The 12,124-nt window shown below is 75.7% G+C and carries 10 protein-coding genes; 8 read left to right on the forward strand and 2 right to left on the reverse strand.

Going from position 1 to position 12,124, the window contains the following annotated elements; translation table 11 throughout:
* Positions 1-35 precede the first annotated feature (35 nt).
* A complete protein-coding gene (locus tag ACIOHG_RS12540; protein ID WP_400948855.1) occupies positions 36-1,379 on the forward strand; it encodes a nitrate/nitrite transporter in 1,344 nt (447 codons plus the stop codon).
* A 7-nt stretch (positions 1,380-1,386) separates the two neighbouring features.
* Here the strand turns inward: ACIOHG_RS12540 and ACIOHG_RS12545 are convergent, their stop codons facing one another.
* Positions 1,387-2,214 carry a maleylpyruvate isomerase family mycothiol-dependent enzyme gene (locus ACIOHG_RS12545; RefSeq protein WP_400948858.1) on the reverse strand — a complete coding sequence of 276 codons (828 nt, stop codon included), beginning with the start codon at positions 2,212-2,214 and terminating at the stop codon, positions 1,387-1,389.
* A 158-nt stretch (positions 2,215-2,372) separates the two neighbouring features.
* On the opposite strand from ACIOHG_RS12545, the gene ACIOHG_RS12550 reads away from it, so the two are divergent.
* The 3 genes from ACIOHG_RS12550 (at position 2,373) to ACIOHG_RS12560 (ending at position 4,914) form a co-directional block, all read left to right on the forward strand.
* The gene (locus ACIOHG_RS12550) at positions 2,373-3,170 is read left to right on the forward strand and encodes a carbon-nitrogen family hydrolase (protein WP_400948861.1); all 798 of its coding nucleotides are present in this window, start codon (positions 2,373-2,375) and stop codon (positions 3,168-3,170) included.
* A gap of 131 nt (positions 3,171-3,301) precedes the next feature.
* On the forward strand, positions 3,302-4,222 hold the full coding sequence (locus tag ACIOHG_RS12555) for a GntR family transcriptional regulator (RefSeq protein WP_400948864.1): 921 nt from the start codon (positions 3,302-3,304) through the stop codon (positions 4,220-4,222).
* 44 nt (positions 4,223-4,266) lie between these two features.
* A complete protein-coding gene (locus ACIOHG_RS12560; protein ID WP_400948867.1) occupies positions 4,267-4,914 on the forward strand; it encodes a hypothetical protein in 648 nt (215 codons plus the stop codon).
* Positions 4,915-4,976: 62 nt separating this feature from the next.
* On the opposite strand, the gene ACIOHG_RS12565 is transcribed toward ACIOHG_RS12560, so the two are convergent.
* Positions 4,977-5,762 (reverse strand): SLATT domain-containing protein, encoded by a 786-nt coding sequence (locus ACIOHG_RS12565; protein ID WP_400948869.1) that lies wholly within the window; start codon positions 5,760-5,762, stop codon positions 4,977-4,979.
* 505 nt (positions 5,763-6,267) lie between these two features.
* Here ACIOHG_RS12565 and purD point away from each other — a divergent pair.
* The 4 genes from purD to ACIOHG_RS12585 all read left to right on the forward strand — a co-directional run bounded on the left by purD (position 6,268) and on the right by ACIOHG_RS12585 (position 12,083).
* Positions 6,268-7,512 (forward strand): phosphoribosylamine--glycine ligase, encoded by a 1,245-nt coding sequence (gene purD, locus ACIOHG_RS12570; protein ID WP_400948872.1) that lies wholly within the window; start codon positions 6,268-6,270, stop codon positions 7,510-7,512.
* Positions 7,513-7,959: 447 nt separating this feature from the next.
* Positions 7,960-9,438 (forward strand): hypothetical protein, encoded by a 1,479-nt coding sequence (locus ACIOHG_RS12575; protein ID WP_400948873.1) that lies wholly within the window; start codon positions 7,960-7,962, stop codon positions 9,436-9,438.
* Between the two features lie 140 nt (positions 9,439-9,578).
* A complete protein-coding gene (locus ACIOHG_RS12580; protein WP_400948875.1) occupies positions 9,579-11,123 on the forward strand; it encodes a N,N-dimethylformamidase beta subunit family domain-containing protein in 1,545 nt (514 codons plus the stop codon).
* Between the two features lie 60 nt (positions 11,124-11,183).
* Entirely contained in the window at positions 11,184-12,083 is a 900-nt protein-coding gene (locus tag ACIOHG_RS12585; RefSeq protein WP_400948878.1) for a phosphoribosylaminoimidazolesuccinocarboxamide synthase, read from the forward strand.
* The last annotated feature ends 41 nt before the right edge of the window (positions 12,084-12,124 follow it).

Below are 12,124 nucleotides of genomic sequence, written 5' to 3' on the forward strand. Positions count from 1 at the left end.
AGATCAGGTGATGGGATGACTAGCCTGGTTCCACTATGAGCGTGGACCCCGCCCCCACCGCACCGTCCCTGTCCGCTCCCCGCCGCCCCGCCGCCGCGCCCGAACCGGCTCCCGGCCCCGCCGCTCTCCGGCCGCCCGGCGGCCGGGCCGCCTGGTTCGCCTGGTCGGTCGGCGTCACCGTCTACGCCCTCGCCGTGGTGCACCGCACCAGCCTCGGCGTGGCCGGCCTGGACGCCGCCGCCCGGTTCGGCATCGGCGCCTCCGCCCTCTCCACCTTCTCCATCCTCCAGGTGCTGGTGTACGCCGGGATGCAGATCCCGGTCGGCCTGCTGGTGGACCGGATCGGCCCGCGCCGGGTGCTGCTGCTGGGCGTGGCGCTGATGAGCGCCGGGCAGCTGGCGTTCGCCTTCGCCACCGCGTTCGGGCCCGCGCTGGCCTCCCGGGCGGTGCTCGGCTGCGGCGACGCGATGACCTTCATCAGCGTGCTCCGGGTCGCCGCCCGCTGGTTCCCGGCCGCCCGCAACCCGTTCGTCGCCCAGCTCACCGGACTGGTCGGCACCGGCGGCAACCTGGTCACCACCGTGGTGCTCGCCCAGGCCCTGCACGCCGCCGGGTGGAGCACCACCTTCGGCGTGATCGCGCTGACCGGTGCGGTGGTCTTCGCCGCGGTGTTCGCCCTGCTGAAGGAGGCCCCGCCGGGCGCGCCCGCCCCGGTCCGGCGGGCGGGCGACCGGCTGCCGGTCGGGCGGCAGATCCGGGCCGCCTGGGCCGAGCCCGGCACCCGGCTCGGCCTGTGGGTGCACTTCACCACGGCCTTCCCGGCGGCCGCGTTCGGCCTGCTCTGGGGCCTGCCCTACCTGGTCGAGGGCCAGGGCATGAGCCGGGCCGGCGCGAGCGGCCTGCTCAGCCTGCTGGTGCTCAGCGGCATGGCCTTCGGCCTGCTGTTCGGCCGGCTGCTCTCGCGCTCGGCCGGCTCCCGGCTGCCGATCACCTTCACGGTGCTCGCCGCCACCGCGCTCTGCTGGACCGCTGCCCTGGCCTGGCCGGGCGGCCGCCCCCCGCTGTGGCTGCTGGTGGTGCTGGTGCTGGTGATGGGCAGCAACGGCCCGGCCTCGCTGATCGGCCTGGACTACGCCCGTGCCCACAACCCCGTGGAGCGGCTGGGCACCGCCACCGGCATCGCCAACATGGGCGGCTTCCTGGCCGCCATGGTCACGCTGCTCGGCATCGGCGTGCTGCTGGACGCGCTGGCCGCCCCGGGCGCGGACGGCTACCGCACCTCCGACTACCGGCTGGCGTTCTGCTTCCAGCTGCTGCCGCTGCTGCTCGGCACCACGATGATCCTCCGGCTGCGGCGGAAGCTGCCCGCCGCCCGCTGAGCGGCCGTCAGGGGGTGCTCACCAGGTGGGCGAGCACCCGGGCGCCGAGCTCCCGGTCGCCGACCACCTCGACCGCCGCCGCCTCCGGGCGGACCCGGCCGCAGCACAGCCGGACGAAGGTCTGCCAGTCCATCGACAGCTGCACGTCCGGGCCCAGCACCACCGACTCGTCGACGGTGCCGCGGCCGTCCGGGCCGACCGTGACGGTGCGCCGGAACGGCAGCGCGCCCGTGACGTGGAAGACCACCGTCGAGCCGATCGGCGCGCCCGCCTCCTTGGCGACCTGCTTCGGCAGCGAGGAGATCAGCAGGTCCCGGGTGACGACGGCCGCCGGGGAGTCCAGGTTGCCCGGCAGCTGCAGCGCCCGCCGCAGGTCCTGCTCGTGCACCCACACGTCGAAGGCCCGCAGCCGCAGCAGCGTCGCGTACGGGACGTCCCGGGCCAGCGGGCCGGCCGGCCAGCGGACCAGGTCCTCCGGCTGCTGCCGGGCGTTGCGCAGCGCCCGGGAGCGGCGGATGACGGTGTACTCCAGCTCGCTGGTGATCTCCACCGGCGTCCAGCAGCGGCGCTTGTCGACCGGCAGCTCCATGTACCGGGTGAACTCGTTCGTGACGTGCCGCAGGTCGCGCGGCAGCGCGTGGATCGGCCGCGGGTCGCCCAGCAGCTCGGACTCCACGCCGATCACGTGCGACACCACGTCCCGGACGGACCAGCCGGGGCACTCGGTGGCCCGGTTCCAGGAGTCGGTCGGGAGCGGGGCGAGCAGCTCGGATATCGACTCGATCGAGTGCGTCCACGCGTCGGTGTACGCCTGCACGGTCTGATTGTCCGTCACGGGTATCTCCGGCCCTCCGTCGGCTTGCGTCGTCCCACGTCGCCCGGGCTGTCGAGACCTCCGCACGGACGCGCATAGGGCACGTTACGCTGCCCGGAGAGAGCGGGGCAGCGCTTTCGGGTGACGATCGTAGGCCTCTTGTCGTGGACGGTGGTACTGTGCGCGCTTCATTGATCCAACTCGCGGTCTCGGACGCCGAACCGGTCGCCGAGCGGCGGGCCCGGGCGGCGGCGCTGGTCCGCGCCCAGGACGGCGCCGACCTGGTGGTGCTGCCCGAGCTGTGGGCGGTCGGCGGCTTCGCGTACGACGCCTGGGCGACCGGCGCCGAACCGCTGGACGGACCCACCGCCGAGGCGATGTCGGCCGCCGCGAAGGCCGTCGGCTGCTGGCTGCACGCCGGTTCGATCGTCGAGCGCGACCCCGACGGGCCGATCTACAACACCTCGCTGCTGTTCGCCCCCGACGGCGGGCTGGCCGCCACCTACCGCAAGATCCACCGCTTCGGCTTCGACAGCGGCGAGGCGGTGGCGATGGGCGCCGGCCAGGAGATCGTCACCGCCGACGCCGGTTTCGCCGCGCTCGGCCTGGCCACCTGCTACGACCTGCGCTTCCCCGAGCTGTTCCGGGCCCTGCTGGACGCCGGTGCCGAACTGCTGGTGGTCCCGGCCGCCTGGCCCGCCCGGCGGGCCGAGCACTGGAACCTGCTGGCCCGGGCCCGGGCCGTCGAGGAGCAGGCGTACGTGCTGGCCTGCAACACCGCCGGCACCCACGGCGGCGTCGAGCAGGCCGGCCGCAGCCTGGTGGTCGACCCCTGGGGCCGGGTGCTGGCCGAGGCCGGGCCGGACGAGCAGGTGCTCGCCGTCGAGTTCGACCCCGCCGAGGTGGCGAAGTGCCGGGCCGAGTTCCCGGTGCACCGGGACCGCCTGCTCGGCATCCCGGCCCCCGTCCAGCGCTGAACCGCCCCGCTCGGACCGCCTGCGCGCAACTCGGTGGACCTTGGCCCGGATTGACCATTCCGAGGTAGTCTGTGCGCGTTTTGTGTGCTGGGGCGCCGGGTCGCGGTCCGGTCCGGAGAGGGGACGCGGCCATGACCGCTGCGGGAGCCGGGGGCGGGCGCGCCCAGATCCGGCGCAACAGCCTCCGCGAGCAGATCGCCGACGCCCTGCGGGACGAGATGATGGCCGGCCGGCTGCCGGCCGGCCGCAACTTCACCGTCAAGGAGATCGCCGAGGTCTACGGCGTCTCCGCCACCCCCGCCCGGGAGGCGCTGGTCGACCTCGCCGCGCAGGGCCTGCTGGTCAGCGAACCGCACCGGGGCTTCACCGTGCCCGAGTTCGGCTGGCCGGACTTCCTGGAGATCTTCGAGGCCCGCACCCTGCTCACCGACAACGCGCTGCGCCACCTCGGCGCCCGGGTGGAGCGCTACGACTGGTCCCGGCTGGCCTCGCTGCGCCGCCGGGCCGACGCCGCCGCCCGGGCCGCCCGGGCCGGGCAGCTCGACGTGCTGGTCGGCTGCGACCTGCGGTTCTGGCAGGAGGCGGCCGCGCTGCTCTGCAACGACCGGATCGCCGACTACCTGGGGTGGCTGCGGGTGCAGTCCTGGATGTTCGCCGCCCCGCACCTGCGCGGCGGCGAGCTGGCCGGCCTCTGCTGGGACCGGCACGGCGAGCTGGTCGACCGGATCGAGGCCCGGGACCGGGTCGGCGCGCACCGGATCGTCAACGACTACAACCTGTTCACCGTCGAACTGCTCGCCGGGCTGCTCGGCGAGCCCCTCGACGGGGTCGCCGTGCTGCGGCTGCTGCGCGACCCGCTGCCCCCGGCCGCCCCCGCGGTCGCCGTCGCCCCCGACCCCGTTCCCGCCGCCGTCGCGGACGGGGCCGCGCCCGCCGCGGTGCCGCCCGCCGGGGTCGGTCCGGGCCGGGTCCCGATGCCCAGGTTCGTCCCGCCCGGGCGGTTCGCCCGGCCCTCCCGACCGGGGAGCGGGGAGCCCGCCGCGGGCCGGTAGGGTTGGGGCCCGTTGCCCGCCGACCCGAGAGGACGAGCCGGCCCATGGCCTGCGACCTCTGGCTCGTCCCGCTCGTGGACGTGCTCGCCCACAGTCCCGAGAACCCCTTCCGCGAGGACCTGGACCGCTACAACGCGGTGCTCGCCCAGCACGGGCTGCCGCCCGTCCCGGTCCATCCGTACGTGCCGGGATTCTCCGGGGAGGTCGAGACGATAGCCGCCTTCGACTACGACTCGCTCCACTTCCTGCGCCGCGCCTACCTGTTGGGCCTCACCGGCTTCGAGGTGACGCCGGTGGACGCGCTCGGCAGCGACTACGAGCAACTGCTGGAGATGTTCGAGTCCACGGCCGAACAGTCGCACCTGGTCTGGCACTTCGACCACGCCGGGGCCTATGTCCCGGTGGACTTCGCGCTGCCGCTGGTCGCCGACGAACTACTGGCCGCCGGAGGGCCGTTGGGCTCCTCGTACGGACTGGTTCGTGAACTCCAGGCGGTGGCACCGCTGTTGGGCATCGACCCGGTCAACCCCCCGCTCCCCACCCGGCCGCTGGGCCCCACCCAGCTGGAACAGCCCTTCGGCCCCCCGATCGACGACTTCCACCCCTACGCCCGGGAGCGCCACGCCTGGTCCGGCCTCTACTCGGCCGCCACCCGCAGCGTCACCCAGGGCTCGATGATCGTCTTCGCCTGACCGGCCCGGCCGCGGACCACCCGGCCGCGGACCACCCGGCCCCGGACCACCCGGCCGCGCGCTCAGCGCAGCGGGCCCTCCGGGGGCCGCTGCCGCGGCATGGTGGGCCGGGTGCCGGGCGGCGGCAGCACCCGGACCTGGGCGCCCGCCCCGCCCTCGTTGCGGCCGCCCCAGGCGCCCGGCGCCTGGGTGGGCAGCTGGCTCATGCCGGCCCGGAACTCCAGCATCCACTCCGAGGTCTCGGAGCGGACCATGTCCGAGACGTCCTCGCAGAAGCGCCGCAGCACGCCGAGGCAGCGCTCGGCGGCCTCGCCCGCAGTGCCCTCGGTCGGGCCGAGCACCTCGCGGACGCACTCCGAGGCCCAGTCGAACTGGAAGGCCTCCAGCCGGCGCTGCAGCGCCTGCGCGGTGGAGACGTCCCGCATCCAGCCGGAGGTCAGGCCGAAGGCCCGGTCGGCGAACAGCGCGGCGGCGGCCAGCGCCAGGCCGGTGTAGCCCCACTCCAGGGCGTGCGGCAGCACGCCGGTCGGCGAGACCAGCGGCGCGCCGACGCCGCCGAGCGCGAACACGCCGGAGGAGAACCGCAGCAGGCGGGCCCAGCGGCGCTTCCAGACCCGGTCCCGGCGGTACCAGTCGATCGCCTCGACGGCGCGCTCCTCCGACCAGCGGTAGAGCTCCTCCAGCCGCTCGGCGGGCTCGCCCCAGTCGCCGAGCGGGAACTGACGGGCACTCAGGTCGGTCCGGCGGCGGGTGGGGGTCCGCCCGCCGGAACCCGGGACGGGCTGGTCGTCGTCGGCGACCTCTTTGCCCCAGGGGCTCTCCTCGGGCTGCATTTCCGGCTGGCTCACCTGTGGCGCTCCCTGTGGCGGGGTGACTGCGGGGGCCCGGCGGGGTGCCGGGACCGGCGGGCGGGCCCGTACCGGCTCCGGGGAACCGGGCCCTCCTGCGTGGAACGGTGGAAACTGGTGGAACTGACGGTGCGTGGTGCGCGGACCCGGGGCGCCCGGTGCGGGTCGGAGCCGTCCGGGAGGCCGTGCCCGGTGTGCGGCCGGGTCCTCGTCCAACAGCACTTCTTACCGCCAAATGGCTGACCGTGGGGGCGCTTCCGCAGTGATCGTTATCTGATTCCGGCTCCGGAAGCCGAGGTCGGAGGGTTGCGGCGGGTGGCCGGATTTCACCCGTCCGGGCGGGGTGAACGGGGGGTGTCGCCCTGACGGTACGGCCGTTCGAGGTCACTCTCCCGGGTGGTGCTCGTCGTCCGCCGGACCGCGGGGTCGGAGCCGGACCGGGTCCCGGGGCCCGCGACCGAGCCGCCGACGGGCCGGAACCGGCCACCGACTAGGCTTGGCAGGCGTGAAGGTCCTCGTCATCGGAACCGGCGCCCGCGAACACGCCCTGTGCCGCTCACTGTCCCAAGACCCCGCCGTCGGCGAGCTGCACTGCGCGCCGGGCAACGCCGGCATCGCGCGCCTCGCCACGCTGCACCCGGTCGACCAGCTGGACGGCGCCGCGGTCACCGCGCTGGCCGTCGAGCTCGGCGCCGACCTGGTGGTGATCGGCCCGGAGGCCCCGCTGGTGGCCGGCGTCGCCGAGCCGCTCCGGGCGGCCGGCATCCCGGTGTTCGGCCCCGGCAAGGAGGCCGCCCAGCTGGAGGGCTCCAAGGCCTTCGCCAAGGACGTGATGGCCGGCGCCGGCGTCCCCACCGCGCGCTCCTACGTCTGCACCACCGCCGCCGAGGCCGCCGAGGCGCTGGACGCCTTCGGCGCCCCCTACGTGGTGAAGGACGACGGCCTGGCGGCCGGCAAGGGCGTCGTGGTCACCGAGGACCGCGCCGCCGCGCTGGCGCACGCCGCGGCCTGCGACCGGGTGGTCATCGAGGAGTACCTGGACGGACCCGAGGTCTCGCTGTTCGCGATCACCGACGGCACCACGGTGCTCCCGCTGGTCCCCGCGCAGGACTTCAAGCGCGCCCTGGACGGCGACCTGGGGCCGAACACCGGCGGCATGGGGGCCTACACCCCGCTGCCGTGGGCCCCGGAGGGCCTGGTCGAGGAGGTGCTGGAGACCGTCCTGCAGCCCACCGTCGACGAGCTGCGCCGCCGCGGCACCCCGTTCTCCGGCCTGCTGTACGCGGGCCTCGCGCTGACCTCGCGCGGCACCCGGGTGATCGAGTTCAACGCCCGGTTCGGCGACCCGGAGACCCAGGTCGTGCTGGCCCGGCTGCGCACCCCGCTGGCGGGCGTCCTGCTGGCCGCCGCCAACGGCACGCTCGGCGAACTGGAGCCGCTGCGCTGGTCCGAGGAGGCCGCGGTCACCGTGGTGCTGGCCTCCGAGGGCTACCCGGCCGACCCGCGCACCGGTGACCCGATCGAGGGCCTGGACGCGGCGGAGGCCGACGGCACCGCCTTCGTGCTGCACGCGGGCACCCGGGCCGGCGGCGACGGCGAGGTGCTGACCGCGGGCGGCCGGGTGCTGTCCGTCACCGCCACCGGCGCCGACCTCGCCGAGGCCCGGGCCAAGGCGTACGCGGGCGTCGCGCGGATCTCCTTCAAGGGCGCCCAGCACCGCACCGACATCGCGCTGAAGGCCGCCCAGTAGCAGCCGGTAGCAGAGCGCGAGCGGCTCCCACCCGGGGCGCTGCGTCCGGACCGACCCGTCCGGACGCAGCGCCCCGCGGCTTTTCCCGAGGCCGACGCCGTCAGCGGCGGGGGAGGAAAACCAGTCCTTCGGGTGATCCACCGGTCATCCTGCTGACGGGGCGCGGGCGCGCGCCGTAGGGTGCGCTGCATCGCGCAGGGGCGGGGGCTCCGTCGCGGACGCGGCTCGTCGCCGGAGTGCGCCGGGGCGATGCTGGGAGCGTCGGCGCTCCGCCGCAGTGTCACCAGGACGGGTGGAATCCCGGAGGTTCCGGAACGTCCGCCCGCACCGAGGCGTCGAAACTGGGCAGGAGAGCGCCACGCGAGTCGTACCACCGGGTTCGGCATCCGCCGCTTCCCGTACCGGAATTGATCGAGTCGAGTCGGCTGCGAAGGGGGTGCCGCGGCGATGGCTGCAGTGGACACCGCACGCGCCCGGGCCCGGGCCGTCCTGCGACTGCGCGGACGGGCCGTGGCCGCCGCCGCGCTGCCCGCCGCCTGCGCGGCGGTGCTGTTCGCCGGGCGGTTCACCGGACGCATAGGCGCCCCGGGGGCGCCGGACGCCGCCCTGTGGGACGGCATCCGCTGGGCGGTCGGCGCGGTCGCCGCGCTGACCCTGCTGCTGGCCGCCCTGGTGGCCCGGGCGCACCGGCGGGCCGTCCCGCCGGTCACCCCGGCGGTGCCGCTGGAGCGGTCCGACGCCCCCGAGCTGTACCGCCTGATCGAGGAGTTGGCCGACCGGCTGGACGTGCCCGCGCCCGCCGCCATCGCGCTCACCCCCGACTGCGACAGCTGGCTGGAGGAGCCGCACGCGGCCGCCCGCCGGCCGTCCGCCCCGGTGCTGGTGATCGGTTCCCCCTTCCTGTGGTGGATGCGGGCCGGCGAACTGCGCGCCCTGCTCGCCCCGGTGGTGGCCGGCACCGCGGCCGCCGCCGACCCGGACATCGCCGCCGCCCGCCGCTGGCTGCGCACCCTGGACGCCGCGCTCGGCGAGCACCGCCGCGGCCCGGTCGCCCTGGTCGACCGCCGGCTGCTCGGCGCCTGCCGCGAGCACTCCGCCGAGCTGGAGCAGGCCGCCGCGGCCCGGTCCTCCGAACTGGCCAGGGCCGTCGACCCCGGGCTGCGGATCGCCGCCCAGGAACAGGTCGGCCTGGCCTACGCGGGCTGGGACCGGCTGCTCACCCGGGTCGCGCTGCCCGCCTGGCGGCTCGGCCGGCACCCCGAGCACCTGAACGCCGGCGTGGTCTCCGCGCTCACCGAGCTCTCCCGCCGCGACCGGCTGGCCGCCGACGGCTACGGCAACCGGCTCGGCGACCGACCCGCCTGCGACCTGCTGGAGGAGCCCGGCGCGGTGGACGCCCGGGTCTCCCGGCTGGCCGCCGGGCTGCTGCACGAGGAGCCCGCCGGGGGCTGGCGGCCGCTCGCCTGGGCGGACTACCCGCGCGAGGTGGTCGACCACGGCTGGCGGGCGCAGGCCGCCGCCCTGCAGGCCGCGCTCGGCGGCGACCGGAAGCACACCGGCCCGGCCCTGGACCAGGTGCTGGCCCGGCTCGCGGCCGGCGAGGCCGAGACGCTGGCCGCCGCCCTGGCCGGCCAGGTGGCGCGCGGGGCCCGGGTCGCGCCCCCGCTGCCCCCCGTGCGCAGCGGCCGCGACCTGCTGGTCGAGCACCTGGTCGCCACCGTCTGCTGCGCCGCCGTGGACGCCGGCACCGCCACCCCCGGCCTGGACTGGCTGGACGGCCCGGTGCTGCTGTCCGCGGCGGCGCCGCGGGCCGAACTCGCCCCGGCGGTGGCCCTCGCGGTGGAGGACGGGCAGGACGGCCCGTTGCTGTCCTGGCTGGAGCGGGCCGGGGTGCGGCTGGAGCGCCCGGTGCGCCTCTCGGGCTGAGCCGGGGGCCGGGCGCGGCCGGTACCAATTGCTACGGTGGGGTGACGCTCCGCCAGCAAACTGTGGTGTGCTGGACGACACGCACATCCGCATGGCAAATGCCAAACCCTCGGTGGATGGGCGAAGGGTGGGGAGGGCGTGTGGGGACGGAGTCCAACCGCCGGTGGGAGTCCGGCACGCTGGCGCACGGGGTCTCCGACCCGTTCGGGCAGGGCCCGCTGCCCTGGCTGCGCAGCCCCGACCACTACCTGGCCGACGGCGAGGGCGCGGTGCCCTGGTACGTCAGCGTGGACGCCCCGGGGCAGCGGCCGATCGACGGCCCGGCCCGGCCGCCGCGGCCCGCGGTCAGCGGCCCGCGCAACGCGGACGACGTCCGCCGGCAGATCAAGGGCTTCGCCTCGGCCTGCGTGGCCCGGCCCGGCGGCGCGGTGGACTTCCGGGTCACCGTGAACCCGCCGCAGGAGTTCCAGGTCGACGTCTACCGGATCGGCCACGACGGCGGCGACGGGGCCCGGCAGGTCGCCTCCAGCCCGCTGATCGCCGGCCTGGCCCAGCCCGCGCCGATGGTCGCCGACCGGACGGTCTCCTGCCACCACTGGTGGCAGTCCTGGCGGTTGCAGGTCCCGGCCGACTGGCGCCCCGGCGCGTACGTCGCCGTGCTGACCACCGCCGACGCCGGGCACCGCAGCCACATCCCGTTCACCGTGCGGGACTTCGCCCCGGCCGACCTGCTGCTGGTGCTGCCCGACGTGACCTGGCAGGCGTACAACCTGTTCCCCGAGGACGGGCACCTCGGGGCCAGCCTCTACCACGCCTGGGACGACGCGGGCCGACTGGTCGGCGAGGCGGAGGCGGCGGTCACCGTCTCCTTCGACCGGCCGCACGCCGGGGCCGGGCTGCCGCTGCACGTCGGGCACGCCTACGACTTCATCCGGTGGGCCGAGCGCTACGGCTACGACCTGGGCTACGCCACCGCCACCGACCTGCACGCCGGGCTGGTCGACCCGTCCCGGTACAAGGCGCTGGTCTTCCCCGGGCACGACGAGTACTGGTCGGAGCCGATGCGCCGGGCCGCCGAGCGGGCCCGGGACGGCGGCACCTCGCTGGTGTTCCTCTCCGCGAACAGCGTGTACTGGCGGGTCGAGCTGTCGCCGGGGCCGAACGGCGAGCCGTACCGGCTGCTGAACTGCCGCAAGCGGCAGCGGCTGGCCGCCGACCACCCGGCGGCCGGGGTGCCCGGCGCGGCCTCCGCGCTGTGGCGGGACGCCGGGGAGCCCGAGCAGCACCTGCTGGGCGTCCAGTACGCGGGCAGCGTGCCCGCGCCGGTGCCGCTGGTGGCCCGCAACACCGGGCACTGGCTCTGGCAGGGCACCGGCCTGGCCGAGGGCGAGGAGCTGCCCGGGCTGGTGGCCGGCGAGGCCGACCGCTACTACCCGAAGGTCGCGCTGCCCGCGTACCGGGAGCGGACACTGCTCGCGCACTCCCCGTACCGGGACGCCGCCGGGCGGCTCACCCACCAGGAGACCTCGCTGTACCGGGCGCCCAGCGGGGCGTACGTGTTCGCCGCCGGGACGTTCGCCTGGTCGCCCGCGCTGGACCGGCCCGGGCACACCGACGAGCGCATCCAGCGGGCCACCGCGAACCTGCTGGACCACCTGTGCAAGGAGGGGCGCACCGGGTCCTGACCGGCCCGGCATGAAAGACTTCCCGGCGGCAGAGCCCCCAGCTGTGAGGACTGAACGACCGTGAGCGGATTCGTCACCAAGCCCGAGCCGGTCCAGGTGCCCGGCCTGGTCCACCTGCACACCGGCAAAGTGCGCGACCTGTACCGGGCCGGGAACGGCGACCTGGTGATGGTGGCCAGCGACCGGACCTCCGCCTACGACTGGGTGCTGCCCAACGAGATCCCGGACAAGGGCCGGGTCCTCACCCAGCTGTCGCTCTGGTGGTTCGACCGGATCGCCGACATCGTCCCCAACCACGTCGTCTCCACCGAGCTCCCGGCCGGCGCGCCCGCCGACTGGGCCGGCCGCACCCTGATCTGCCGCAGCCTCGACATGGTGCCGGTGGAGTGCGTGGCCCGCGGCTACCTGGCCGGCTCCGGCCTGGAGGAGTACCGGGCCTCCCGCACCGTGTGCGGGATCGCGCTGCCCGAGGGCCTGGAGAACAGCTCCGAGCTGCCCGCGCCGATCTACACCCCGGCGCTCAAGGCCGAGGTCGGCGAGCACGACGAGAACGTGCCCTACGAGGAGACCGCCCGCCGGATCGGCGCCGAACTCGCCGCCACCCTGCGGCAGACCACCCTCGCGGTGTACTCCCGGGCCCGCGACATCGCCCGCGAGCGCGGCCTGATCCTCGCCGACACCAAGTTCGAGTTCGGCCTGCTGGACGGCGAGCTGGTGATCGGCGACGAGGTGCTCACCCCGGACTCCTCCCGCTACTGGCCCGCCGACCGCTGGGAGCCCGGCCGCGACCAGCCGTCCTTCGACAAGCAGATCATCCGCGACTGGCTGACCTCGCCCGCCTCCGGCTGGGACCGCAGGAGCGAGAACCCGCCGCCGGAGCTGCCCGCCGAGATCGTCGAGCACACCCGGCAGCGCTACATCGAGGCGTACGAGAAGCTCACCGGCCTGAACTGGAAGTGACCGCGCCCGGTCGGCTGTGACGTGACGTGACGTGACGTTCC

Source organism: Kitasatospora sp. NPDC088134 (assembly GCF_044741705.1).
GTDB lineage: Bacteria > Actinomycetota > Actinomycetes > Streptomycetales > Streptomycetaceae > Kitasatospora.